At 32.1% G+C, this 26,992-nt stretch carries 21 protein-coding genes; 14 read left to right on the top strand and 7 right to left on the bottom strand.

The genetic code is table 11. From position 1 onward, the window contains the following. Positions 1-225 precede the first annotated feature (225 nt). From ACFX4I_RS13010 to ACFX4I_RS13000, 3 genes are all read right to left on the bottom strand, one after another. Entirely contained in the window at positions 226-375 is a 150-nt protein-coding gene (locus tag ACFX4I_RS13010) for a hypothetical protein (RefSeq protein ID WP_309518672.1), read from the bottom strand. Positions 376-561: 186 nt separating this feature from the next. Further along, positions 562-1,737: an MFS transporter gene (locus ACFX4I_RS13005; protein WP_377421096.1), complete on the bottom strand. Its 1,176-nt coding sequence runs from the start codon at positions 1,735-1,737 to the stop codon at positions 562-564. A gap of 1,468 nt (positions 1,738-3,205) precedes the next feature. After that, a complete protein-coding gene (locus ACFX4I_RS13000) occupies positions 3,206-3,649 on the bottom strand; it encodes a VanZ family protein (protein WP_377421094.1) in 444 nt (147 codons plus the stop codon). A gap of 364 nt (positions 3,650-4,013) precedes the next feature. Between ACFX4I_RS13000 and ACFX4I_RS12995 the strand changes: the two genes are divergently transcribed. Beyond that, a complete protein-coding gene (locus ACFX4I_RS12995; protein WP_377421092.1) occupies positions 4,014-5,099 on the top strand; it encodes an acyltransferase family protein in 1,086 nt (361 codons plus the stop codon). A gap of 76 nt (positions 5,100-5,175) precedes the next feature. Here ACFX4I_RS12995 and ACFX4I_RS12990 read toward each other — a convergent pair whose 3' ends face one another. The 3 genes from ACFX4I_RS12990 to ACFX4I_RS12980 all read right to left on the bottom strand — a co-directional run bounded on the left by ACFX4I_RS12990 (position 5,176) and on the right by ACFX4I_RS12980 (position 8,489). Further along, entirely contained in the window at positions 5,176-6,636 is a 1,461-nt protein-coding gene (locus ACFX4I_RS12990) for a right-handed parallel beta-helix repeat-containing protein (protein ID WP_377421090.1), read from the bottom strand. Between the two features lie 705 nt (positions 6,637-7,341). Beyond that, the gene (locus tag ACFX4I_RS12985) at positions 7,342-7,530 is read right to left on the bottom strand and encodes a hypothetical protein (protein WP_377421088.1); all 189 of its coding nucleotides are present in this window, start codon (positions 7,528-7,530) and stop codon (positions 7,342-7,344) included. 647 nt (positions 7,531-8,177) lie between these two features. Next, a complete protein-coding gene (locus ACFX4I_RS12980; RefSeq protein ID WP_377421086.1) occupies positions 8,178-8,489 on the bottom strand; it encodes a helix-turn-helix domain-containing protein in 312 nt (103 codons plus the stop codon). Positions 8,490-8,967: 478 nt separating this feature from the next. On the opposite strand from ACFX4I_RS12980, the gene ACFX4I_RS12975 reads away from it, so the two are divergent. From ACFX4I_RS12975 to ACFX4I_RS12920, 12 genes are all read left to right on the top strand, one after another. Then, complete coding sequence (locus tag ACFX4I_RS12975; protein WP_377421084.1) at positions 8,968-9,648, top strand: YveK family protein; 681 nt, start codon at positions 8,968-8,970, stop codon at positions 9,646-9,648. Between the two features lie 37 nt (positions 9,649-9,685). Continuing rightward, a complete protein-coding gene (locus ACFX4I_RS12970) occupies positions 9,686-10,363 on the top strand; it encodes a CpsD/CapB family tyrosine-protein kinase (RefSeq protein WP_377421082.1) in 678 nt (225 codons plus the stop codon). A 142-nt stretch (positions 10,364-10,505) separates the two neighbouring features. After that, positions 10,506-11,270, top strand: coding sequence for a tyrosine-protein phosphatase (locus ACFX4I_RS12965; protein WP_377421080.1), 765 nt, complete (start codon positions 10,506-10,508; stop codon positions 11,268-11,270). Positions 11,271-11,380: 110 nt separating this feature from the next. Continuing rightward, positions 11,381-12,262 carry a UTP--glucose-1-phosphate uridylyltransferase GalU gene (galU, locus tag ACFX4I_RS12960; protein ID WP_377421078.1) on the top strand — a complete coding sequence of 294 codons (882 nt, stop codon included), beginning with the start codon at positions 11,381-11,383 and terminating at the stop codon, positions 12,260-12,262. Between the two features lie 49 nt (positions 12,263-12,311). After that, positions 12,312-12,965, top strand: a complete 654-nt coding sequence (locus tag ACFX4I_RS12955; protein WP_377421130.1) for a sugar transferase — start codon at positions 12,312-12,314, stop codon at positions 12,963-12,965. A 66-nt stretch (positions 12,966-13,031) separates the two neighbouring features. Continuing rightward, the gene (pssD, locus tag ACFX4I_RS12950) at positions 13,032-13,487 is read left to right on the top strand and encodes a PssD/Cps14F family polysaccharide biosynthesis glycosyltransferase (RefSeq protein WP_053347094.1); all 456 of its coding nucleotides are present in this window, start codon (positions 13,032-13,034) and stop codon (positions 13,485-13,487) included. After that, positions 13,484-13,969 carry a PssE/Cps14G family polysaccharide biosynthesis glycosyltransferase gene (gene pssE, locus ACFX4I_RS12945; RefSeq protein ID WP_377421076.1) on the top strand — a complete coding sequence of 162 codons (486 nt, stop codon included), beginning with the start codon at positions 13,484-13,486 and terminating at the stop codon, positions 13,967-13,969. Before pssD ends, pssE begins: the two co-directional genes overlap by 4 nt. A 48-nt stretch (positions 13,970-14,017) precedes the next feature. Then, entirely contained in the window at positions 14,018-15,076 is a 1,059-nt protein-coding gene (locus ACFX4I_RS12940) for a glycosyltransferase family 4 protein (protein ID WP_377421074.1), read from the top strand. Positions 15,077-15,440: 364 nt separating this feature from the next. Beyond that, positions 15,441-16,772: an O-antigen ligase family protein gene (locus ACFX4I_RS12935; RefSeq protein WP_377421072.1), complete on the top strand. Its 1,332-nt coding sequence runs from the start codon at positions 15,441-15,443 to the stop codon at positions 16,770-16,772. A gap of 105 nt (positions 16,773-16,877) precedes the next feature. Next, a complete protein-coding gene (locus tag ACFX4I_RS12930) occupies positions 16,878-17,912 on the top strand; it encodes a glycosyltransferase family 2 protein (RefSeq protein WP_377421070.1) in 1,035 nt (344 codons plus the stop codon). Between the two features lie 240 nt (positions 17,913-18,152). Continuing rightward, complete coding sequence (locus ACFX4I_RS12925; protein WP_377421068.1) at positions 18,153-19,475, top strand: lipopolysaccharide biosynthesis protein; 1,323 nt, start codon at positions 18,153-18,155, stop codon at positions 19,473-19,475. A 422-nt stretch (positions 19,476-19,897) separates the two neighbouring features. Beyond that, positions 19,898-21,232 carry a UDP-glucose dehydrogenase family protein gene (locus ACFX4I_RS12920; RefSeq protein ID WP_377421066.1) on the top strand — a complete coding sequence of 445 codons (1,335 nt, stop codon included), beginning with the start codon at positions 19,898-19,900 and terminating at the stop codon, positions 21,230-21,232. Between the two features lie 1,598 nt (positions 21,233-22,830). Here ACFX4I_RS12920 and ACFX4I_RS12915 read toward each other — a convergent pair. Next, entirely contained in the window at positions 22,831-23,973 is a 1,143-nt protein-coding gene (locus ACFX4I_RS12915; RefSeq protein ID WP_377421064.1) for a nucleotidyltransferase domain-containing protein, read from the bottom strand. Between the two features lie 1,076 nt (positions 23,974-25,049). Between ACFX4I_RS12915 and ACFX4I_RS12910 the strand changes: the two genes are divergently transcribed. Further along, a complete protein-coding gene (locus tag ACFX4I_RS12910) occupies positions 25,050-26,990 on the top strand; it encodes a lasso peptide isopeptide bond-forming cyclase (RefSeq protein WP_377421062.1) in 1,941 nt (646 codons plus the stop codon). The last annotated feature ends 2 nt before the right edge of the window (positions 26,991-26,992 follow it).

Genomic DNA, 26,992 nt, shown 5'->3' with positions numbered 1-26,992 from the left:
TGAACTAGTGTATTAGGATGTAAAGTAGGGGTAGAGGCGTGAACAATTCCTTTAAAGACATGTATAAATGGTGGTTACTTATTTAATTTTTCGTTGCCGTATATTCTGATACAACTTTGCTTTTTCATTTTATTCTTATTGATTTAGTCCACTCTCCATTTAACTCTCTCTCTATTTATTACATGAAAAAAGCCGCCCAAATGGACGGCCGAACTTCCTTAATCTTCAGGAAGTGTGTGAATCATTTAATTCAGCCAGTTTAAATAAATGGTAAGATATTTTTTTTTGTAATTTCCATTTCATTTGATCATCTAAACAATCCTTAAAAAGGGTTTCATAATAGCGTATATTAAATGTATGCCATAACTTTTTCATGTAATTCCTCCAAATTGTTCTCTACAAATATTATTGGTTAATTTGGAAAGATCTTTAGATTCCAGAAATGATCCATTAGCATTTCGTAGGTATTGAGCTGGTTTTATAACCTCATGGGAATGAAGAATTACCTGTGTATGCAACGGATTTAGGTGTTTATAGAAGTATTCTAATCCAGATATTTAACTATTTTTTTCGCAAAATCCATAAGTAAGCCACTATTGAAATCCCCACAGAGACTGCTGCCATTATGTAAATGCTTATATACCCAAACAGATAGCCGATTTGTCCGAAGAGGATGGCCCCGAAACCGATTCCAAGATCAAAGAAGGAATAGAAAGTGGCATTGGCCATGCCTTTTCGATTTCGGGCAGCGTGTTCAAGAGACCACGCTTGAAGAGCCGGTTGTACAGCACCGAATCCAATGCCATAAAAAATAGCTGCCATATACAGAATCATGTTACTTGGCATCCAGGCTAGCAATAGCATCGCCACTACGATAAAAAGAGTGGATGGAATGAAAACAGCTTGATGTCCTTTTTGATCATAGATTTTTCCAGCAAACATACGTGTGAATATAAGAGCTAAAGCGTAAAGAAAAAAGTATCCTTGAATACCTGTCAGACCTTTTTCGATTGTATAAAGCGGTAAGAAGGTAGCAGTCCCGCCAAAAGTTACCGTAATGAAAAAAACAAGAACGGACGGAGCAACAGCGCTTTTTTCATAAATGTCAAACCTATTAGTTTTAACTGGGGCAGAAGCATGATCTACTTTTTTATAAGTAATTGTTGAAGCCATGATCCAAGCTGCCAGACTTAATACACCGCAAAATAAAAACAAATGTTGAAAGGTTAAAACATCCGCTAAGAAAAGCCCAAATGAAGGACCAAAAGCCATCGCCAAATTCCCCGATAAAGTGAAGTATCCCATTCCCTCACCCCGACGCCTTGCTGGGATAAGATCGGAGGCAATCGTACCTGTTGCGGTGGTCGTATATCCCCAGCCAATCCCTTGTACAATCCTTATGGCACATAGAAGGAAAATACTCATCATAAATCCAAACGAACCAATCGATACAGCCAAAAGGGCTAGACCGAACAGGAAAACAAAACGTCTGCCTTTTGTTTCCAAGGCCTGTCCAGCAAAAGGGCGGACAATCAGGGCAGAAAATAAAAACATGCCAGCAACTAACCCAATATACCGTTCATTTCCGCCAAGCTCCTTTACAAAAAGCGGGAGGGTCGGGGAAGTCATCTGAAAGGATAAAAAAACAAAAAAGTTAGCCAAGAAAATCATAATAAAATCACGCGACCAGATTTGATTAACAACCGGAAGTTCTTCTTTTAACAAAGGTACACCCATAACAGCCATTCTCCTTAATTGATAGTAATTATCATTCTCATTTTACTAAAGTTATAGAGAACAATCTATAAAAATTAAGAGATCACTATAAATCTAAGTAATATTGACTACAACAAAATAAAAAGAGCCCTAGGGCTCTAAAATAAACCATTAATGATCAATTTTATCCATCCAAAAAAAGAAATCCATAACGGTATGCTCAAAGATGTACCAAACAAAAGTCCTTTAAAGAAATTCCCATCATTTTCACCTACCATATTGAACACACCTCTCGGCTTGGTTTTCTTGTGATTATTATAAATGAAAGCGCTTTCTATTTATATGAGGCATTTGATGCAATTACTTTACAATTAAATCCATAGTTTAAGCAGACAAGTTGAATCATTCGGTTTGCTCATGAAATTAAAATAAATCTTAAACATCTAACCAGGATCTTGATATGATGCTGGATTTTTAACTTTTTCGAAATACAGCCAACTGTGCTGTTAAGATCATCTAAAAAGATGTTTTAGCATTACACATCTTTTTAACATGATCAGCAAGAAGATCATGCGTCATATTTGTTTTTTTTGCATCACCTGCACCAACCGGAAAGGGATTTCCCAATAACTTGATTCCCAAACCTTGCTTATAACACTTAATTGCTGCACCAGAATTTCAATATACTGCAGAATAATTATTCCCAAAACTCCTTTTTTTCTATCATACAAGTAAAAAATCATTACATACTTTACAATGGATTTAAGAAATTGCATGATAGGGATTCATGGTATAGGGGATTAGGATTTTAAGTAGGCCAAGAGGCTTGAACAATTTCTTAAAAGACATTTCTGAATGGTTGTTACTTTTTAAATTTCCGTTCCTACTAGTTTTTTTCCCACTGTTCCCAACTCTGTTACAAATAATTAAAAAGTCGCTACAAACACTAAGCTACCTAGATACTCCAAAAATGAAAGGGGATAATATTATTTGGTTGCGTTATAAATTTTTACATTTCTTGTATTATTAGCTCTAATCTTAAAAATTTCGGTGAATTTAGCCACTATATTGTTTTAGAGAATGCATCTATCTCTTCTAAAGCCTTGTTGGATGATGGTAAAAGTTATGTTATTCAAGATTCTTCAGATAATGTTTGGCTAGAGGAACAAATAATACTAAATTACCTAATATAGTATTATTTGTTCCTAGAAGGGAATCACATTAAAGTTACAATTGGGTTTAAATTAATATCGCCCGTAATACTTACTATCCCAAAAGATGGATAATCGATTAACGTAAAATACAAAATAAATAAAATTAATGTATCAAGAAATATATTTAATGCTTTTCTTTGTAAATCCGCAATTTGAAACCGTTAAAACAGAATTAGCGCCAATCTATATTCTCACCAATAGTCAAAGTACTTTTACAGAAGAACTTCGGCTTCAGCAAATATGATTTCAATTTACGTAGTGCTTTAGCACACAATTTATTCCAAAATGGTATTAACCTTTCTTTTATGATTGACCCTTGTATCTATTATTAAAAATATAAGATATCCTAAAAATGATCCTAGAGTATTTAAAATAATATCGTCTACATCTGTCCATCTTTTGGAAAGAAACAATTGAAAAACTTCAATTGTTAAAGAAAACAAAAAACCAGTAATTATAACTTTAAAAATCCGGTATTGTTTTTTGCATTTAAACGAAATACAGATGCCATAAGGAACAAATAATACTAAATTACCTAATGTATTGATTATCATTTCCTTGAAAGGAACCATCTTTATAGTTACCAATGGCTTTAAATTAATACCGCCCGCATTACTCCCTATTCCCAAAGATTGATGATTGAATATCGTGAAATAAAAAATAAAGAGAATTGATGAAGCAAGAAATATGTTTAATGCTTTTTTTTTGTAAATCCGCAATTTTTCCCCTTTTAGCATGTCCGACTTATTTGAACCTTTTTCAAACTAGAAGACTTTCTACCCGAATTTCATCATCCTTCAAGAATGAACAAATTAAAACAGCAAGCGCAAATCTATATTCTTACAAATAGTCAAAATACTAATACAGAAGAACTTTGGCTACAGCAAATATGATATCAATTAACGTAGTGCTTTACACACAATTTCTTCCTACTTTAATATAAAATTGCCAGTTTGAGTCCTACAGATTACTAATTACTTATTTTAAGGTGTCATTTAAGGCTTTATTTTACAATTTGACTATTTTCCTTTTGGCATTGTGATACAATTTGTAAGATTAAAATTTACAGGAGGATAAACTTTAATGTCAACAAAAAAAGAACAAGTAACTGAAATATTTATTATTAGGGCTATAGCTTGTTTAGCTATTGTACTTTTACACTCGGTAACATCTAGTTTAAGTAAATTTTCAAACCTCGATTCAACGTCTCAAGATATATTGGTTGGACTACAAATGATACTTATTTTTGGAACACCAGTATTTGTTTTTATTTCGGAATTTTTATTATCAAAGTCTTATCCTAAACATCTTCCAAAAGGATTCTTTATCAAAAGGTTTAAGTTCTTACTTTTACCATATTTATCTATGGCTGTAATATACGGAATTATAGATGCTGGAAGCCTTAGTTTAAACGCTCTTATTATTGAAATTCTTAGAAACATCATTCTTGCAGATTACGTAGGATACTTTATAATAATCATTTTTCAATTTTACTTTTTACACTTGTTCTTTCAAAAATACTTTTACAGATGGAAAGCAAAATACGTTTTACCTATAACCTTTATCATAAACGGAGCCTTTCTTGCCTTTTTTAATTTCGTACCTCCCATGGAATTTATTCCTCACTCTGAATACGTGTGGACTAGATTGAGTTGGATGCCTTTTGTCGGTTGGATATTTTACTTTTCTTTAGGTTATTACAGTGGGAAAAACATTCAATACTTCAAGTCGTTCATACAAAAATACAAAATTTATTTATTTATTGGCACGTTTATAAGCATAATAGTTGTTCTAACATCACAGTTCTTAGGACTACCTAATCTCGTTTCATCTAAAAGAGTGGATATTTTAATTTTTACAACACTTTTAGTTCTTTCATTATTCTATTTATCTTCAAAAATTAAAAAAGTTCCATCAGTCATTTTCCTAATTAGCAATTATTCATTTAACATATACTTGCTACATAAAATCTTTATGACTTATTTGGAAAGATTACCTATTAATAACATAGCTATATACATTTTACTTTTATTTCTAATAAGCTTGGGTGCCTCAATATCATTAGCGAAAATAATAAATAAATTACCTTTCGGAAAATATATAGTCGGAAACACTGCTACTTTTAAAAGTCCTGATAAAGAACACAAATATGTTAGAAAGGCTGTCTGAATTTTTTTCGCCTATACAAAATTGTATAGGCGATTTTTGTATAGTAAATCCCCTTTCCCTTTAAGAAAGGGAATATTCAAGCAAAATCTTCATCTACTAACGTAATGCCTGCACCTATTAACTTCTTTCTACCAACGTTGGAATACATATTTTTAGATAATTTTGTTGCGTTAAGACCTGTTCCCCCTGAACGCAAAAGTTTTATTCCGACCCCTGCATTAATAAAACGATTATAAGCGATCAAATTATCTGATACACCAGAGTAATAACCTGTAATACCTAACAGTGTAATAGATTGATTGGTTGAATCAAACCGATTATAGGAAACTTCATTTTCATTACCTTGACTTGATTCATCAACAATTCTAACCATAGTTCCTGTTATAACATCAGATTTGAATAAATTGTCTTTAATTTTTGATCTGGACACCCTAGATAAATTTATAGAATTTATTTTTGAATTATAGAAATTATTATTTATGATTTTGTTATCATAAATGTTATAGCTATTGTCATCACCTATGTCAGTGTTATTATCTCTAAACGTACATTTACTTATTGTTACATTTAATCCTTTTCTTAATGATACCCCTTTATTGGTGTTTCTTTTAATAGTCACATCATCAATTGTTAAATCAGTTAAATAATTAACAATGCCTTCCTCACATTGCTCTATAAGTCCATTTGTTAATGAAACCCCTGCTGATGCATCATTTATATTTTCTAAAAGATATACACCATTGTCTAACATATTACTTATGCTAAATTTAGAAAGATTAATGTTATACACATTATGCGTCAGTATACCTATATAACTTTTACCAAGACTTATTTTACTCATATATCCATCTTCACAATCGAACAATCCAATACAGTATGCTGACGTTGATTGTGTAACCATTCGACTATAATTATCAACACTGAAACTCTCAATTACAAAGTTTTTAACATTTTTCAAATAAAGTACGGCTGTGAATTTATAAGGGACATCATTATTCATAACTTTAAATCCCTTAATAATATAATTATCTTGTTTAATAGTATTTTTAGCTGATGTTAACAACCCATTTGCTTTGTTATTTAAATTAATGGTTGTATTACTTCCGTAAATCTCAATATTTTTTAAATTAGCATTTAATCTAAAAATGTAATCTATAGCCGTATTAACTGTGAAAGTAACACCCGGAATAAATGTTACCTTTGTATCACTTTTAGTAATATTCATAACTTGATCTATACTATAATCACCTGATGCAAAAGTAACATGATAACCACTATTCAATATATTTTGTCTGTCTGCTATAGATGTAGAAGGTGTTATCAACGCAGTCATGTAGGTAACTTTCGCCGTAGTATCTGCCAACTGTTCATTTAAATTCCCTATTTTATCTGAGATATTCTTCCCATCTCGATCTAGAACCATTCTTGCATCTGTTTTCGATAAATTTAAGATATCACCCTCTTTTTTGATAGTAAATCCAAAAAAGAAAGTTAACATCCATAGTAATATGTTTACTAAAAAGTTCCTTCGTTCCAATTTGCTCACCTCTCATTAACTATACTTCAATACTAGCTTCCAGCTAAAGCAAAGAAACTACTTATCTATAAATCGCGATAGCCTCAATTCCAACACATTTGCGTCTTATCACAATGTAAAGTTGTTGGGTTGCCTTCAAGAAAGTTTGCCTAGGGTAACTGTGATACACCACCTACATACACAGATATTTGTCCCCATGTATAAGAATCCGTTGCAAATTTGTACTTGAGTTGCCCTTCTGAGGCAATCCTCGACCTACTTGGAGGAGACACTATAATAATATCTATTATATTCGCATTCTCCTCCAACTGTGCGACAAGTGAATATCTTTTTTTCTTAAAATCCATAAGTAGCCAAAATGGAGATTAGAACTGAGACTGCTACCATTATGTAAGAAATACTTCTATAGACAATCACAAAGTGGATGGTACCGAAATAGATTCAAAGATCAAAGAAGGGATAGAACGTGGCATTGGAACTGCCTTTTCGATTTCGAGCTGCTTGTACAAGAGACTACTCTAAGAGCCGGTTGGACAGCACGGAATCCAATGCCGTAATAAATAGCTGCAAAATACAGAATCAAGTTACTTGGCATCCAGGAAAGGATTAGCGCCGCTACGATAAAAAGGGTAGATGGAAAGAAGACGGCTGGATGTTCTATTTGATCAGAGACATTTGCAGCGAACTTTCGTGTGGAAATAAGTGCTAATGCGTAAAAAAAAAGTAAACTTGAATACCGGTCAGGCCTTTTTCCATGGTATAAAGCGGTAAGAAAGGGGCAATCCCACTAAAAGATAGCTTAAAGAAAAAAACAAGAACGGATGGACCAAAAGCCATTGCCAAATTTCCTGATAAAGTGAAGTATGCCATTCCTTCACCACGACGCTTTGACATTTCTAACTCCAAATTTTTGAACGAAATATACTGACAGAAATAGTAAAAAGACCGCCAATAAAAAGTAATAAAGGTTACATAATGGTGCTTGTTAGGAGTTTGAAGGTACAAAAATTAAAGTATTCATAAAAATCCAAATCCGGTTAATTTTTAAAATCCCGTGATTAATAATGGATATCAATTGATTAATTTGGAACAGACGGAAAAGATTAAAAAAACAATATGTCAAAGTTGCAAAAAGAGCTAACGAAAGCAAGGATTCTAATCATTTCACCGAATCCATTGGCCCATAGTAAAATAGAGAATAGCTTAGGGGTAAAATATTTAAAGCTTCTGAAAGGGCTATTAAAAATAATATATGGACTTAAATTAATAGCATGAATGGTATTGAAAAAACCTAAAAGAAGAGAGTATATATTAATGGTGCGATGTTGTACGAATTTTTAAGGGGGAGTACTGTCAAAAATATGATTACGTTATGGAGTATAAGCTAATAGTTTGTATGCTTCCATTAGTAGTTAAAAAAGGTGAAATAAGAGAAAAGTGGTTATAATCACTTTTCTCTCTCCGGTATAGTTGAAAATTATGAATGTAAAGTGGGTTTTGATGTTAAAGAACCAAAAAGGAAAATTTAAAATTTCTCATGTTTAACGAATTGTAGATTTCCTAACTTCGATAAATTTGCGCATTTCCTCTTTGGATATTCCTGAAGCAATAATATCTTTCATGATTTCTTTCCACTCTTCGTCCATGAGATGGTCAACTTGTTCATACAAAAGGGCATCAACAGTTATACAAAGGATACTTGCGATTTTTTCCAAAACTAAAATAGTAGGGTTTGTTTGAAGGTTTCTTTCTAGGGAGCTTATATAGGATTTTGCCACACCGGATTTTGTAGAGAGTTCACTAATTGACATTTTCCTTTCTTCCCTAAGCGACTTAACTCGGTAACCTATCATTTTGAACACACCTAACCATTAATATGAAAATTATATACTGATTTAAACTATCACTTTCAGTTTACACATTTTCCTATCACTTTTAATGATAATTAGGCACTAAAATACTTAACACATCTATATGTATAAATGGATTTTTCTGTTTTGGTAGGCATTTAGATAGGTTTATTTTTCGTAAATATTTTAAAATGCGACGACAACCTAGCAAAAATTGGGAATGGGTGTATACTTAGGTTTATTGAAAATTTAAGTCAAAAATATTCTGGTAAATGGGTAATAAATATATGTTCAATGCAATATTTCAAATTTAGGAATTTTTTCCTTTGTATTGCCATTTTTTTTTTTGTAAAATTACTAAGGGATTTGAAAAGTATTCTTTCATTGTAAGTTTCATGTAAATTTCCTTGAAAATACATAAATATAGGTAATATATATGGTATAATGTAATAGGTCATTTTTAACATATCAGGAGGATAATATGGAAGAAACTATTAGTATTGAAGACATTTTTCAAACATTAAAGAAACGTTGGAAGTTAATCATGTTACTAACATTAAGTGTAGCGTTGATTAGTGGCACTATATCTTATTTTTTATTAACACCTGTTTACGAATCATCCACACAGATTCTAGTTAATCAAAAACAATCGGAGAACCAACTAGATTCTACTCAAATACAATCTAATATCGACATGATCAATACATACAGTGTGATTATAAAAAGCCCTGCTATATTAGAAAAAGTAATTGATGATCTTGAATTAGAACAAAGCGTAGAACAACTTAGTGAAAAAATCACGATCAACAGCCAAGAAAATTCGCAAGTCTTTTCATTAACGGTTCAAGATAGTAATCCTACAAAAGCAGTTGAGATTGCCAATACGGTTTCCGAAACTTTTCAAAAGGAAATCAAGAACATCATGAACGTCGATAATGTTAGCGTTCTTGCGAAGGCAGAAGTAAAGGAAAATCCTACTCCTGTAAAACCATCTCCATTATTGAATATCGCTATTGCGGTGGTAATTGGGTTAATGGCTGGAATTGGCCTGGCATTCCTACTAGAGTACATGGATAATACGATTAGAGACGAGAAGGATATTGAGAAGCTCCTTGGCCTGCCATTACTTGGATCCATTCAAAAAATATCGCAACATAAATAAAGAACCATACGTAACATTAAGAAAGGAAGCGGGATTTTTGAGAAGTAAAGATGAAAAACAAGTGAATTTAATTGCGCAGACTAATCCTAAATCACCTATAACTGAACAATATCGATTAATTAGGACAAACATACAATTCTCTTCAGTGGATAAAGAAATCAAAACCATTGTGGTTACTTCCGCGGAGCCTAATGATGGAAAATCGACTACAGCTGCCAACTTAGCGATTGTGCTGGCTCAAGAAGAGAAAAAAGTTTTACTTGTGGATTCGGACTTAAGGAAACCATCGGTACATTATGCTTTTAACCTTAGTAATATACATGGACTTACTAGCGTATTGACAAAGAAAATGGACTTAAGAAAAACTATCTTGAATTCAAATGTTTCAAACTTAGACATTTTAACAAGTGGGCCGATACCACCTAATCCTTCAGAGTTATTAAATTCCAAAGCGATAGAAACAGCCATTGATGAACTAAAAGGAATCTATGATTATATCATTTTTGATACACCGCCCGTTCTGGTAGTGCCGGATTCCCAAATTGTAGCCAATAAATGTGATGGCGTGATCATGGTAGTGGCAAGCGGCAAGACAAACAAACAAAGTGCAGTAAAAGCAAAGGACCTTTTAATGAAAGCTAACACATCCTTGCTTGGAGTCGTTTTGAATGGCGTGGAAACGGATAACGGCAATTATTATTACTATAAATCTTAAATAAAATAAAACAATTTTCGACAAAATAACACCCTGTTTAATGGGAGTTTTATATGCTACCATTAATCAGGGTATTAATTCCTATCTGATTCCTCAGTGATTAAGGCTAATACCCCATTTTTTTAAAAAGGAAGTGTGAAATTTGATCGACATACATTGTCACATCCTCCCAGGAGTTGATGATGGATCCGCGGACATGGAAGAAAGCTTCAACATGGCAAAAAAAGCGGTAGAAGCAGGAATCACCCATTTATTTGCCACGCCACATCACTTAAATGAGAAATATGTAAATGTTAAGAGTGACATCATGGATCGAGTTGTGAGGTTAAATGAGAGTTATCAACAAGAAAATATTCCTCTTACCCTTCATCCCGGACAAGAAGTAAGAATACACCGGGACATATTCACCTCACTTGAAAAGGAAGAAATTCTAACGTTAGACGATAACGGTACATATATGCTGCTGGAGCTCCCGTCGGGAAGGGTTCCTACATACACACAAGAAGTGATATATGAGCTGCTGCTTAAAGGAATAACACCAATTATCGTACATCCGGAAAGAAATAAGGAATTGATAGCGAATCATAACCTATTATTTGAATTGGTTCAGGAGGGAGCGTTAACTCAACTTACCTCTGGTAGTATTATCGGTCTCTTTGGGAAAAATGTTAAATCATTTTCAAAAAAAATAATCGAACATAATCTCGCTCATTTTGTTGCAACAGATGCTCATAATATAGGTTCTAGAGGATTCACGTTACAACAAGCCTATGAAACAATCACTAAAACATACGGAATACAACGTACATTTTATTTCAAAGAAAACGCTGAACAGTTATTAAAGGACCAAAGTCCTGCTGTTGAAAAACCCATGCCATTCAAAAAGAAAATTTTAGGAATCTTTTAGAATGATAGATAATTAGGAAACGCTTTCATCATTATAATATAACTTTCACCTATGTAAAACTATATATCGTTTTTTTTTTGAATAAAAGAGCTAGAAAGGGCTGATATCTAATGAAAAAAGTACGTAAAGCGATAATACCAGCAGCAGGGTTAGGAACAAGATTCTTACCGGCTACTAAAGCCATGCCAAAGGAAATGCTTCCTATAGTAGATAAACCGACGATTCAATATATTATTGAAGAGGCTGTAGCATCTGGAATCGAGGATATTATTATTGTTACCGGAAAAGGAAAAAGAGCAATTGAAGATCACTTCGATAACGCGTTTGAGCTGGAAAACAATTTAATGGAGAAAAATAAATTTGAATTGTTGGAGAAAGTCCAAGCACCTTCCAAAGTAGATATTCATTATATCAGACAAAAGGAACCAAAGGGATTAGGCCATGCGGTTTGGTGTGCAAGAAAATTTATTGGTAATGAGCCATTTGCCGTATTGTTGGGTGATGATATCGTCCAAGCTGAAACACCTTGCTTAAAACAGTTAATGAATGAATATGATAAAACCTTATCTTCTGTCATCGGTGTACAAACAGTTCCTGAAGAAGAAACTCATCGTTATGGAATTGTCGATCCTAGTAACCAAAATGGGCGTCGCTATGAAGTAACTAACTTTGTCGAAAAGCCAGCAAATGGAACAGCCCCATCCAACTTGGCAATCATGGGCAGATACATTTTTACACCTGAAATATTTATGTTCTTGGAAAAACAAGAACTAGGAGCAGGCGGAGAAATTCAACTGACTGATGCGATTCAAAAATTAAATGAAATTCAACGAGTATTTGCCTATGATTTTGAGGGAAAACGATTTGATGTAGGGGAGAAGCTAGGGTTTATCCAAACGACATTGGAGTTTGCTTTGAATGATATAACTCTAAAAGATGATGTTTTAGAGTTTATAGAGAACCTACTAGAAAAACAAAAGATAAAAGAATAATAAGAGTAAGGGAGGAGCCAATTTGAAAGCTGTAGCAGTTGAGCAGAGAGTGGCATCATCTGACCACTTATTAACGGCAGATCAATTAAATGCTAATTTGGGTTATTTAAGAATGAAAAGATTAATAGATATTATAGGATCACTTTTAGGACTTATTCTTTTATTACCCATTTTTTTGATTGTAGCTATTTTAATAAAAATTGAAGACCCAAAAGGACCTGTTTTTTTCAAACAGGTTCGAGTCGGGAAAAACGAAAATGAATTTCAAATGTATAAATTCAGATCAATGGTCACCGATGCAGAAGAGAGATTAAAAGATTTGCTAACTCTAAACGAAGTCTCAGGGGCTATGTTTAAAATGAAAAATGATCCTCGGATTACCAAAATCGGAAAATTTATTCGTAAAACAAGTATTGATGAGTTACCACAACTATGGAACGTATTAAAGGGTGATATGAGCTTAGTTGGCCCACGGCCTCCTCTAAAAAGAGAAGTGGAAGAATATTCATCATACGATAAACAACGCTTACTAGTTACTCCTGGATGTACTGGTTTATGGCAGGTTACTGCAAGAAACAATGTGGGATTTAAAGAAATGGTCGAATTAGACATTCAGTATATTCGAAATAGAACAATTTATTTTGATATAAAAATTGTCCTAAAAACAGTTGTTGTTTTATTTGGATCTAAAGCTGCCTTTTAATAGTAGTTTGTGTTTGTATAATTTTATTACTTTAGTTTAAGTGAAGAAGTGAGAGAGGGATAAATTTTGAAAATCTGTTTTGCAGCATCTTCGGGTGGACATTTAGAACAACTTATGATGCTTTTTCCATTAATGAACAAACACGACAGTTTTATATTGACAGAAAGAACTCAATATAACTTTAATTCAAAAAATTTAAAAGCTTATGATGTCACTCAAATAAATAGAAGAGAAAAAACGTTTATTATTAAGTTATTTATATTAATAATTGAATCATTTGTTATTTTCTTTAAAGAAAAACCCGATGTTGTAATTTCTACTGGTGCATTAGCTACAGTACCTATCTGTTTATTAGCAAAGTTGTTTAGAAAAAAACTAATTTTTATTGAATCCTTCTCAAAAATTAGTTCTCCAACGATTACTGGAAGGATAATGTATAGGATTGCAGATTTATTTTTAATTCAATGGGAAGAATTAAAAAAGTTTTATCCTAATGCAATCTACGGAGGCGGAATATATTGATATTTGTTACAGTGGGTTCTCAAAAATTTCAGTTTAATAGATTATTAGAAGAAATAGACCATTTAGTAGCGAAAAATTTTCTTAAATCTGATGAAATTTATGCTCAAATTGGTTACTCAACATATGAGCCCAAACTATATTCTTTTAAGCAGTTTTTAAATAAAGAGGAATTTTTAGAAGTGATGGAGAAGAGCGCTATCATTATTACACATGGAGGAACTGGTTCAATAATTAACGGTGTCAAAATGGAAAAGAAGGTAATTGGCGTTCCAAGAATGAAAGAGTTTGGAGAGCATGTTGATAACCATCAGATTGAAATAATAGAACAGTTTGCTAATTCAAATATAATCTATGCGGTTACGGATACTAAAGAAATAGAGGTTGCAATAGAAAAAGTAAAAAATATGGACTTTAGAGTATACCAATCTAATACAAACAATGTTATTAAAATATTAGAGAACTTCTTAATAACTTTAAAATAATATTAATACCAGTTTATCGATTACAAAGAAGAAGAAAAAGGTGAATCAATGAAAGTAATAATGATAGGCTCTCATCTGCGTGTGAACGGTGGAATTACCAGAGTGGTGAAAAATTACTTGGAATCTGGAATGCCAAAGAAGGTAAATCTCGAATATTTCCCTACTTATTATGGAAGTAATCATTTTATTAATATACTTTATTTTGTTATTCAGTATTTCAAACTTTTCATTAACTTAAATCTATTGAAAAAACAATACGATGTGGCACATATTCATATGTCCTATCGAGGAAGCTATGTTCGTAAAAGGTATATTATTCATCTATTAAATCGCAAAAACATACCGATTGTACTACATATGCATGGTTCTCAATTTAAGGACTTTTATAATGAAAGTTCAAATGGTCAGCAAAAACAGATTAAGGATACACTCAATAAAGTTTCTCTTATCCTTGCACTGGGAGAGCAATGGAAGGAATACTATCAATCAATTAGTAAAACCAAGGTTGTTTCTTTAGATAATGCTGTATTTCCTAAAGAAATTTTAAAAAGCTCTGAAGAAAAAATCTATATAACAACAATGGGCGTTCTCTCTCAAAGAAAGGGAACGTACGACCTTATTGAGACAGCTTCGCAAATAAAAGGAAAAATTAATTCCAAATATAAATTTTTAATTGCCGGTGATGGTGAAATTGATAAAGTTAAAAAGAGAATAAAAGAATTAAACGTAGAAGATATGTTTGTAATACCCGGTTGGATTTCTGATCAAAAGGTGATTGATGAAATCTATAGGAAGAGTGTCATTTATGTTTTACCTTCTTATAATGAAGGAATGCCCATGTCGATTTTGGAAGCAATGAGTTATGGTTTACCGGTAGTTTCTACAGATGTTGGTTCAATATCTTCTGTTGTTAAAGAAGAGAATGGGTTTGTCATTAAACCTGGTGATGTAGATAGCTTAACCAATTGCTTAATTAATCTATTAAATGACCAATTTAGTATTGAGAAGTTTGAAAGAAATAATAGCGAAAAAATAAGGATAGAATATAATATTTATGTTTCAGTCGATAAAATCGTTGATTTATATAAAAACCTCTTAAGAAGCTAGAAATTGGTAAGGAAAGATCTCCAATAAAAGAGATGAATATTGGTGCCAGGCTTTTTTTGCTATTTCAAGGGAAAAGATATCTTAAATTTAAAGAACGACTATGAATTTTAATTTACTGTGTGGAATACGATTGAACAAGTTCAAGTAATTCACTATTAATGAATGTTTTTTAAAAGAAAAAATAAAGGGAATGACTAGGGAAAATTTGGATTTTCGGACTATTCCCTTATATAAATTACAAAAAAATGCACAGTAAATGTGCTCAATATTTGTCATTACAAAATGAGTTCTTTTTTTGGTTGTAAACAAACAAATATTCCTTATAGATTTCGTGGATAATAAATGTTAGAAAAGGTGTCTTGATATGGCTGGTATACAGAAGCAAAATTTTCAACAACATAAATACTTATTTTATATAATCATTATTTTTCTAAGTATAATACTTGGTTTCCTAGTAAGTTTATCTCCAGTATTTACTTTAATATTTTTTAATGTGATTATATTTTTAATATGGATGTTGAAAAAAAACAATAGGATTCCAATTGTCTTATTAATATCATCTTCTATATCTATTAATATTATATTTAGTTTTAATTTGTTAGGGTTTGATACTCTAACATTATATAAATTACTGGTAATATTCATTGTGTTAATATTTTTAAAATATTACGGTGCTAATATAAAAAATGGTCTGCCTGTATTAGCTCTGTTCTTGTTATTGATGTTAAGTTACACTTTGTCTGATTTACATCCAAGGTTAAATACATTGGATCCCTTTATATCTTTTGTAGGATTAGTATCATCCTTTTTAATTTTGATAGTTAAATGGGATGAAAAAATGTCGAACAGAATAATAATTACTATACCCTTTTTACCATTAATTAGTGTATTTGTAGGTGCGGGATTAGACATTCTTGGAGTTCACCCATTAATTACTGAAGAATATTCAGGAGGAAAAAGATTACAGGGTGCTAACATAGGTCCACATTTAGCGATGTTGGCGTTTTTGGGGTTTTGTGTTAGTTTGATAGAGATAAAGAGACGGGCTAATAAAAAATTATTACTATTTATATTAAGTGCAAGTAACTTTTTAATTTTATTAAGTACGGGTACTAGAGGACCTTTAATTTGCTGTGTTGTTCTTATAATAGTATATCTAGCAGATAATATAAAAGAAATTGTGAAGGGTAGAATATTTGTTATTGTGCCTTTAAGTTTATTCTTAATTACTATAACTACGTTCTTAATCACTCAGTGGCAGAATATTATCCTAAGATCATTTAATTCAAATACTACTGATATTGGAATTAACCTTTCAGGTAGAGATATTGCATGGCGATATTTTATTTCTCAGGCAAAAGGTGCGGAAATATTTGGGCAAGGCTTAGGAGCAGTATTGGTTGCAAATGATGGGAGTCTCTATAAAGGATTTACTGTTCCTCATAATGAATATATAAGATTCTTTTTCGATAATGGAATAATAGGTTTAATATTAATTTTCGGTTCTCTTCTGTTTGTACTAATTAATACTGGAATTCGGTTACAAAAAAAAATCCACATTTATTACTTTAGTTTCATATTGAGTTTTTTAATATACTCTTTTGTTGACAATACTCTTTCCACAATACAATTTATTGTACCTTTTTGTTTTTATATTTCTGCTCTTAGTTCTCTAAATACTAAAACCAGCTTATAAGGTGGTTTTCTTGATTGTCAATCAAGTATAATGCTAAGATGATTTGTTCTTTTGGAATAATTTATAAAACTCAATAGGTTAATTTAACAAGAGGAGATTTTTTGAATGAAATTAAGTATTGTTATACCAACTTATAATGTGGGCTCCTATATAGAAACTACTTTAATCTCGTTAGTTTCCCAAAGTAAAGTTGATTTCGAAGTAGTTATTGTGGACGATGGATCTACGGACGATACATTAAATATTGTAAAGGAGATTTTGGGTAAATCTGCTACTTTTAAATATAAAATAATTGAAAAGGAGAATGGTGGAGTAAGTACAGCAAGAAATATAGGTTTGTATCAATCTATGGGCAAGTATGTGATGTTTTTAGATGGGGACGATTATGTCAGTCATAAGTTAGTAGAAAGGATTGATAAATTTCTTGACGATGAAAATGATGTTGTATGCTGGGGATTTAATAAAGTAGACACACACCAAATGGATATCACTAATTATTTTGATAAGTATCGTTCAAATTTAAAAACTATGTCAGGTATAGACACCCTAAAATATATAATTAAAGAGAGAGCTATGTTCATTTCTGTAGGAAGTGCCGCTTATAGAAAGTCAACGTTATTAAAATATAATATAAAGTATACAGAAGGTTGTAGTAATGGAGAAGATCAAGAGTTTACTTATAAGTTTTTATCTAAGGTAAATCATGTATTATTTGTTAATGAGGTATTATCATACTATGTACAAAGAATTGGATCGATATCTAATAGTTACGATATAAAACGATTTGATGTAATAAATGCAATGAATAGAACAATTTATTATATGGAAGCCAAAGGTAATAATAAGAAGTTGATAGATATAGCTAATTCAATAAAAAACGAATTTATCATAGGCTCTTTTTTGTTTAATTTTAACTCTTGTTTAAATTTTATAGAAACAGGTAAAAGTATGAAAGCTAAAATCAACATAATTTATAGGGAGATAGATAAGTATTATCCAAAATTAAGTAATGAAGTACTATCAATAATGAAAAATTATAAAGGAAATAATGTGAAAATGAAAATAAAGATAAGATTATTTTTATTTTCACCAATAGTTTACAATAGGTTATTTAGTTTGAAAAATTTTGTCGATAAATAATTAAAATAATAAAATCTAGAAAAAGGTAGTAATTATAATCAATCAAAATTTAGTTTTTTAAATTCGAATAAGATTTTTCAAGTACCTTCTTATACATTTTTATTAATAGGTATGATGATTTTATTAGTTTCAATAAACTTGTTAAATTGAATATTTGATTTTGTTTTTTTAATAGGTGGGGTGAATTTAATTGCCATTTAATTCCTACCTTTTGAAAACCAAGGTTTATAAGGAGTATGAATGAAAAGTAAAATTGTGAAATTAAGTAAAAATAATTTTGTTCGGAATGTATTAATAATGATCAGTGGAACTGCGGCAGCTCAAGCAGTAACCATGGCTTTATCACCTGTTATTACAAGACTATATGGTCCAGAAGCTTTTGGATTGGTGGGTGTATTCATAGCTATTGTAGGCGTTTTTACTCCTATTGCAGCACTAACATATCCTTTGGCTATTGTTCTTCCAAAAAATGATAGAGATGCTAAAGGGATAATAAGGCTTTCCTTGTATATTACCACTGGGATATCGATTTTTGTTGCTCTAATTTTTCTGATTTTTAATCAACTTATTGCTAGATGGTTTCGAATAGAAGATGTTGCGCCATACCTATATTTTATTCCAATCATTATTTTGTTTTCAGGTTTTTTGCAAGTTGTTGAGCAATGGTTAATACGTACCAAGCAATTTGGAATTACTGCAAAAGTGTCTTTCCTTCATGCCTTAATATTGCAAGGGAGTAAAGTAAGTCTTGGTTTTTTTCATCCAGTGGCTGTAGTACTAATTATTCTATCAGCTCTTAGTGAGGGACTGAAGGCTATTATGATGATTATCTATGCAAGGAGATCGGTCTATAAATCTTCAATTGCGATAGATGAGGTACCGATATCAATTAGAGAACTTTCTGGGAAATATAAGGACTTCCCTTTATTTAGGGCTCCTGAAGTTTTCTTATATGGGATTTCTCAGAGTTTACCTGTTTTATTGTTGACAAGTTTTTTTGGACCTGCTTCAGCAGGATTTTATTCAATTTGCAGAACTGTTCTTGCTATGCCGTCTATGCTTTTAGGTAAATCTGTAGGGGATGTATTTTATCCTAGAATTTCGGAGGCAGCAAACAATGGGGAAAACCTTACACCTTTGATTAAAAAGGCTACTATATCTTTGGGGATAATCGGGATTTTACCTTACGGAATCATAGTGGCTTTTGGCCCATGGCTTTTCAGCTTTGTATTTGGATCTGAATGGGTGACTGCGGGGGAATATGCAAGGTGGATAGCACTATTGTCGTTTTTTGGATTTTTGAATAGACCTAGTGTTACTTCTTTGCCTGTTTTATCGGCACAGGCTTTTCAATTAAAATTCACTTTTTTGATGTTGCTTTCAAGTGTTGCTGCTTTAGCAATTGGCTATTATTTGTTTTCAAATGATTTGGCCGCTATCTCCTTTTTTGGTGTGACAGGAGCTATACTTAATATATGCTTAATTTTAATAACCCTTCATAAAAGTAAGAACTTTGATAATAAGAACAAAAGTGATAAAGATTGTTCCCAATTAAAAGATTAAATTGTTAGTCTTTTCAAGATGTAAAAATTTTCTCTTCAAGCGGTGCAACATACGGATTCCAGAAGATAGTTTTTAATGGAATAATCCGAGAAAAATCCTATTAATCCATATGATTATTCTCAGTGGATGTTTGAGTATATGTTGGAGGATTTTTCAAAAGCAAGTGAATTTAAGATATGTATTCTTTTTAAGAGCTTAACACGTGTGAGCCGTAACTGGACGCCGGGTAAAATTTGGTAGATTGTAGGGTTGGGGTTCCTTAAATTAGGTTACAGTCGATATTTTGCGCACTATTAAATATATACAAAGTGAACATTGTTTAAGAAGTATTATTAGTATTTTTCAGAACTAATTTGTTATTAGTTCTTTAAGGTAAACCTTAGTTCCCTTTTTTTTGTTTAAAATATAAAGGTGGTAGAAAAATGAGAATTACTGTTGCGGGTACTGGTTATGTGGGTCTGGTTACTGCGGTTTGTCTTGCTGAAAATGGTAACACCATAACCTGTGTTGATATAAATGAAGAAAAAGTAAAACTATTAAATAGTGGAATATCTCCAATTTATGAACCACAACTAGAAGAATTAATGTGGAAAAATAGGGATAAGATTAAGTATGTAAGTGATTATCAAGAAGCTTATAGCGATGCTGATGTAATTATTATTGCTGTTGGGACACCAGAAAGAAAAGATGGCTCAGCTAACCTTCAATTTATCAAAGAAGTTGCTAAAGATATTGCAAATACAACTATAAGAGATAGTGTTGTGGTTATTAAATCAACAGTCCCAATTGGTACTAATGATAAAATTGAAAAATTAATAAAAGATAACCTTAAATATGACGTTAATATAGATGTAGTTTCAAATCCCGAATTTCTTGCACAAGGATCAGCCGTAAAAGATACTCTTGAGGCTACAAGAATTGTCCTTGGTGTAGAGTCAGAAAACGCTGAGAAAGTAATGAGAGAAGTTTATAAAAATTTCAATATTCCTTATGTCATTACTGATCGAAAAAGTGCTGAAATGATAAAGTATGCCGCTAACGATTTTTTAGCTTTAAAGCTCTCTTATATAAATGAAATTGCGAATTTATGTGAGATAGTTGGTGCTAACATAGAAGATGTATCTAAAGGAATGGGGATGGATCCTAGAATAGGTGACAAGTTCTTAAATGCAGGAATTGGATATGGTGGTTCTTGTTTCCCTAAAGATACTAAAGCCTTACATTGGCTTGCCAATTATAATGATTATGAAATCAAAACAATCAAAGCAACAATTGATGTGAATGAAAACCAGAAAATTAAATTGATTAAGAAAGCTAGAAAGTATTTTAATAGTTTTAATGGGCTAACGATAGCAATTCTTGGACTTACGTTTAAACCAGGAACGGATGATTTAAGAGAGGCGCCTTCTCTTACAAATATCCCTATCTTACTTGAAGATGGGGCAAAGGTTAATGTTTGGGATCCTGTGGGAATGGAGAATTTTAAAAAAATCTTCTCTAATGATGTATCCTACAGCTCTTCAATAGAAGAAGCTATAACTAATGCTGATTTATGCTTTATTTTTACGGAATGGTCTGAAATTAAGGAGTTTGATATTGAAAAATACGCCAGATTAATGAAAAATCCTTTAATTATTGATGGTAGAAATTGCTATAGTGTTGTAAATATGAAAAGTACCGGAGTGATTTATGAATCTATAGGTAGAAAAGCGACAGATGGAATTACAGAAACTGAAAAAAAATCATTGGAAATATAATTTTTTCTGTTACTTTACTCCTTACAATTCATCTAAAGAAAAAGAAACGCTCTGTAGAAAACTCTGAACTATACCCCGAATAATGGACACATAAAAAAAGTCCCTTATTCGGGGTTTTTCTATGTCCTATTGGGTGGGGAAATAAAATTGAGTAAGATGGCGCTCCTAAGTTAAGCTTATATTCATGATTTATGTGACAGAGAAGCTCAGGAAAAGAACACTTACTCGTCCTTTACCTTCTTGCAGATGTTTGAAAAGGATTAAGCAAATGTTGATGAAATTTATGATTAACTAGCAACAATAGAAGCATAATCAGCCCGTAAATAAAGGAGCAGGAAATCATCCGCTTCCTTTTTTCTCATTACACCCCTAAGGGATGCATAAACCATGACGATTTTAAAGCGTTGACCACTTTCTCAAGAAAGAATTTTGAGAGATCGGAACAGACTTTTATTATCAAATCTCTGAAGGACCAATCGGGGAATTGGGAATATCCTCATCTCCACGGAGAAATTGTCATAGAAGGAAGGAGATTTACCAGTAAACAAATGTAATATCTAAGGCATGATTATCGAGACAGTCTATTTCGAAACTACGAAATGGAGTAAGTTATCTGCTTATTGTAATACTAAGTGCTAACGATGAGTTATCTGATCAAGTTCACCCAAATGACAACAAGCATTTGGGCTAGAAGGGGATTCATACGAAAAAAAGAATCCTAGTTTGTATTTACCTAGAAGCAAATGCAAATATCATTTTTGGACACAACAAAAGAAGAAATGGAAAATAGGACAATCTCGTTCAAAAACAACCCGACAAGCGTAGCCATTTTTGTGGAAGTTAGGATAATTCATACAATAGTTAGGCAATGTGATTTTAGAAAAACAACTATCATCTGATATAAGTTTTGTGTTTACGATATGACAGAGTAGACGCTATAGGAAAAAAACGCAAACTTTATCTTGAAAAAGTACATCAGGTAACAACTGTCCCTGATTCACCTGCGCCCATTAATGTAGAAAAAGAAACAGTAATCAGTGGTAAAAAGCGTCACTTTTGAAACTCTCTGAATTCATGTTGTTCATCACAATTTTTTGTTCCTGATTATCAAGTGGAACGGAATTACCTGACATACTGAGTATAATCGAAGGAAGAGCAATCACTCGAAGAAAAGGGTCCTGTTCAGGCAGCGAAGGGTTAGCCACAAACAATACAACAAGGGATTACTATATTATTACACGTAAAGTGATACTAAAAAACGCAACTAGAGTGAAATCTTGTTTGGCTTTTGTGCAATGGGGGTTAGTATTCTATCCTAATAAACTAACATCTATTGAAAGTACCTAGACTGGTATCAAAGTGATTTTTGATAATAAAAGGCATCCATAATAAATTACAGAAGAATGCCTTATTCATCTTTCCTTTTATTAATTTTTCTTTCCAGTTTTCATCGGAATAAAAATTCTTTTCCAATTCGGTTTAATTAGGGTAATTTTTAAAGAAAAATTTAAAAATCCAAGTTAATTAAGACAAGGCACATAATCTTTCCTTTGGCCTAACTATTTTACGATTAAACCCTTTCTTTCCAGCAATAGCTGTTAAGTGGACCTATTTGTCTTTCTCCAAGCCCATAAAAATGGGCGTAATGGAAAATATAAAACATGAATTGATTTAGGTAACCTTAATGTCTTAGTATCCTGAGAACTAGGGAAAAATAAAATCCTCATTATATAAAGGAATTTTTGCTTTTTTGACTTTAATAAAAATAAATAGTCTTTTTGGTAATTAAAATTACTCATTTCTTTAATAAAGGGTAACGATCTTTGTGCTAATTTTTGTGAATACTTTTCTGTTGTTAACTTATTAAAGCCTTCGTCGATTGTAGTATTTAATAAATGATTTGCTAAAATAAGCGCTTGTCCTACCATATGATGATACTGGTAATCCAATAAGAAAAAGTGAACTCTTTCTGTCTGTAGACCTTTTTTAATCATTTGATCAATATCAATCAACCAACGAAGTCGAAACCAACCGTGCCGAGCGCCATGAGCGACAAGAAATAAAAATAGATCCTCTTCTCCCAATAGGAAAACTGGATATGTTGTTAGTAAACTAGACCTTTTTCGTTCCCATAGATTATTAAAGTTGGGTTCTTCCGAAGGAGGAGAATGAAGTCTCCAATGAATTTCAATTTGAATTCTTTTTTGAGGATGGAAAAATGTAACGTGGTGATTCATCCACTTCCACTCATCCCATGGAAATTCCTCTTTCTCGTATCCATAATTTAAAAGAAGTTTTTCAGCACTTTGTAAATCACGTATTGGAATTAAAATATCTAAATCTTTCGAAGTACGTAGAGAAATATCACCGTACAAGTCTGCAGCAATAACTGGGCCTTTCAAAAAAAGGATACGAATTTGATTTTCAGTAAACAATTTACTCAATTGTTCCATTTCTCCGCTTAATTGAAGCATCTGAAATGTATTTTTTTTGTACTCTTGGCTCAAGGTTTCAATAACATAAGCTGGAATCAATTTTTCACCTATCTTATTTATCTTTGAATAAATTAAAGGATGGACACGATGATGTCTAACTATTTGCAGGAATAATTCCCAATCAATATTAATAAACAACTCTTCTCTTATTTTCCAAAATTGACTCTCGTTTTCAACCTTAAGAATTTCTAGTAACAATCTTAATTCCTTAGGTAGATGTTTATCAAGCCCAAATTTATTTTCCATAGTCTTTTCCTTCCTGCTTTTTATTGCATGTTTTTTCTAATATCAACAATAATTATGCTTAACAAATTTTCAAACTAGTAAGATAACTATTGTCTTATCTAAAGGATTATGTATAACATTCTAGGAATTTAGTAACTCATAAATGCAATTATCTTTATTAATGTAAACAAGGTAGTGAAAGGGAAAAATCGTAAGTGGTAATAATAATAATAATAATAATAATAATAATAATGTAGTGCTTTCTTGGTGTGTCAGAGCAAGGAAGTAACTTAATTTACCAATTCTTTATAACGAACAACTAGTCGTTTAATCCCAAAGTTTAGTTAATTACATACAATTAATCATAATTTTTTCCTTTTACATATTACAAAACTATTTACGTATAATCAATAAATATCGGCTTTGAAAAGCATGATTAACATTAAATGTACTAAATAAGAATTAAAGAAAAATTTGGTTTTTTAAATATTAGTAATTATATTATATCAGACCTCTACATACTTTTGAACTAAATCCTTACCATATAATGTTCCAGAACAGAATGCTTATTTTATGATATAAATAATTAATAATAACTAAATTCAACTTAATAAAATAAATGAGTTCTTTAATTTCAATGTCTCAAGGTAATCCAAATTTAATTAATAAAAAATTACCAAAGTACAATTAAACTCATTGACACATGTAAAAATAGCTGGTAAATTCAATTCATGTAGTTCTTTATAACGAACCTTGTAATCTTTAGATTAATTATCGATAAGTATATTAATATTTTTGTGAATTTTTAACCACTTATTATTTTTACCTATATGGCTGTTAATACCATTAATCGTAATATTCCTCAACTTTTTCAGCTGATATTAATAATTTGTTAAAGGATTTCAACTTTAAATAAAAATTAAAGAAGAAAGGATGAAAATAAATGCCACTTTTACATATGAAAGAAATATGGACACCCTTAAAACTAGTTGGGGTGAAATTTTATAAATCAGATGATAGAAGTATTTTCATCAAAGTTTTTAATCAACACCGAAGGAAGATAATATAATTTTATACAAAACACGCAGGAGGAAAACATGAGTGCTATAGCCGGTATTTATCATTTTAATGAAGAGCCTATAAATCTTCAACAATGCCATAATTTGATGACGGCTTTACAAAAGTACCCTGCTGATTCTATCCAAATGTGGCATTCAGAAAAGATTTTTCTTGGTTGTCATGCCCAATGGATCACGCCTGAATCTGTTGGTGAGCAGCTACCGTTTTATGATTTTGAAAGGCGCTGTACGATTACTGCTGATGCTATTATTGATAATCGTGAAGAGTTATTCCAGAGGTTACAAGTTAAGCCATCCAATCAAAAGGGCATGACGGATAGTGAACTGATTCTACTATCCTACTATAAGTGGGGTGAAGAGGCCCCCAAGTTCTTAATAGGAGATTTTGCTTTTGCCATTTGGGATGAAAAGAAACAGAAATTGTTTGGGGCAAGGGATTTTTCGGGAAGCAGAACCCTATATTACTACCAAAACTATCAGAAATTTGCCTTTTGTACTACAATAGATCCACTTTTATCATTACCTTTTATTGAAAAAAAGTTGAATGAGCAGTGGCTTGCTGAGTATTTGGCGGTATCGGGAATGATTGATGCAGTAGATTCTTCATTGACGCCGTATACAACCATAAATCAGATACCACCATCCCATAGCTTAACAATAGAGAATAATAGGGTGACTTTAAAACGATATTCCTATTTAACTCAAGGGGATAAGTTAAAACTTAAATCTAATGAAGATTATATAGAAGCATTTCAAGGTGTCTTCCAGGAAGCCGTTACATCTAGATTAAGGACACATCGGAAGGTTGGCGCCCAGTTGAGTGGTGGGTTGGATTCCGGAGCTGTTGTTGGCTTTGCTGTGAATAAATTGCAGCGGGAAAGCACTGCATTACATACATATAGTTATATTCCTCCCGAAGATTTTAAAGATTTTACTCCTAAATACTTATTGGCTGACGAACGCCCTTTCATCAAATCGACGGTGGGACATGTTGGCGGCATTATTGATCATTATTGTGACTTTAAGGGAAAAGACTCCTATTCTGAAATGGAAGACTTCCTTGACATCATGGAGATGCCATATAAGTTTTTTGAAAATTCTTTCTGGTTGAAAGGAATGTTTGAAAAAGCTCATGAGGATGACATAGGTGTTTTGCTGAATGGAGATAGAGGGAACTTTTCAATTTCCTGGGGATTCCCCTTAGAGTATTACTCCCTCCTATTAAAAAGATTAAAGTGGGTTCGCCTTTATCAAGAGTTGGAACAATATAGGAGGAATGTTGGCGGATCTAGATTGCGAAGGGCGAAAACTATTGCAAGAATCGGCTTTCCAATGATTGATCGGCTCTTTCCGGAAGGTGCTCCATATAAAATCCCTTCCTTAATTAATCCAAGATTTGCAGAAGAAATAGGCGTATATGACAAATTTAAAGAATTCGGCATGGATGAAACAGGCTGGTATTCAAATTCTGATATTTTTAATGAAAGAAAAAAGCACTTTGAAGATATCTTTCAGTGGAATGCAGGGAATACGCTTTCCACAAAGCTCTCCTTACGATACAAGATGTGGAAGCGAGATCCGACCAATGATATCCGTGTCATTCGCTTTTGTTTATCCCTCCCGGAAGATCAATATGTACAGAATGGGATGGATCGTGCCCTGATTAGAAATGCAACAGTGAATGTCTTACCCGATAAGGTACGGCTAAACCAACGGTACAGAGGTGTCCAAGGAGCGGATTGGGTACACCGTATGCTTCCTAAATGGGGTGAATTCATAGAGGAGATTGAGCAGCTGAGCACAGATGAAAAAGCTCTGGAATTCCTGGATGGTCAAGCAATCAAGAATGCTTTAGGAACAATTAGAAAAGGAACTAGTCCTGAACTTGCTACAAATCCTGACCATAAATTCCTAATGCGGAGTTTAATCGTGTATCGATTTTTAAGACGATTCAATTAAAA

Origin of the sequence: Peribacillus sp. YIM B13472 (assembly GCF_042788005.1) — a bacterium.
In the GTDB taxonomy this organism is placed as follows: Bacteria; Bacillota; Bacilli; order Bacillales; family DSM-1321; genus Peribacillus; species Peribacillus simplex_E.
Note: the sequence above shows the minus strand (reverse complement) of the source record. Positions and strands in the feature narration are given on the sequence as shown.

Coding starts and splice junctions, on each gene's coding strand:
- ACFX4I_RS13010 (WP_309518672.1), bottom strand. CDS start 375: ATGAAAAAGTTATGGCATACATTTAATATACGCTATTATGAAACCCTT.
- ACFX4I_RS13005 (WP_377421096.1), bottom strand. CDS start 1,737: ATGGGTGTACCTTTGTTAAAAGAAGAACTTCCGGTTGTTAATCAAATC.
- ACFX4I_RS12995 (WP_377421092.1), top strand. CDS start 4,014: ATGTCAACAAAAAAAGAACAAGTAACTGAAATATTTATTATTAGGGCT.
- ACFX4I_RS12985 (WP_377421088.1), bottom strand. CDS start 7,530: ATGTCAAAGCGTCGTGGTGAAGGAATGGCATACTTCACTTTATCAGGA.
- ACFX4I_RS12980 (WP_377421086.1), bottom strand. CDS start 8,489: ATGATAGGTTACCGAGTTAAGTCGCTTAGGGAAGAAAGGAAAATGTCA.
- ACFX4I_RS12975 (WP_377421084.1), top strand. CDS start 8,968: ATGGAAGAAACTATTAGTATTGAAGACATTTTTCAAACATTAAAGAAA.
- galU (WP_377421078.1), top strand. CDS start 11,381: ATGAAAAAAGTACGTAAAGCGATAATACCAGCAGCAGGGTTAGGAACA.
- ACFX4I_RS12940 (WP_377421074.1), top strand. CDS start 14,018: ATGAAAGTAATAATGATAGGCTCTCATCTGCGTGTGAACGGTGGAATT.
- ACFX4I_RS12935 (WP_377421072.1), top strand. CDS start 15,441: ATGGCTGGTATACAGAAGCAAAATTTTCAACAACATAAATACTTATTT.
- ACFX4I_RS12930 (WP_377421070.1), top strand. CDS start 16,878: ATGAAATTAAGTATTGTTATACCAACTTATAATGTGGGCTCCTATATA.
- ACFX4I_RS12925 (WP_377421068.1), top strand. CDS start 18,153: ATGAAAAGTAAAATTGTGAAATTAAGTAAAAATAATTTTGTTCGGAAT.
- ACFX4I_RS12920 (WP_377421066.1), top strand. CDS start 19,898: ATGAGAATTACTGTTGCGGGTACTGGTTATGTGGGTCTGGTTACTGCG.
- ACFX4I_RS12915 (WP_377421064.1), bottom strand. CDS start 23,973: ATGGAAAATAAATTTGGGCTTGATAAACATCTACCTAAGGAATTAAGA.
- ACFX4I_RS12910 (WP_377421062.1), top strand. CDS start 25,050: ATGAGTGCTATAGCCGGTATTTATCATTTTAATGAAGAGCCTATAAAT.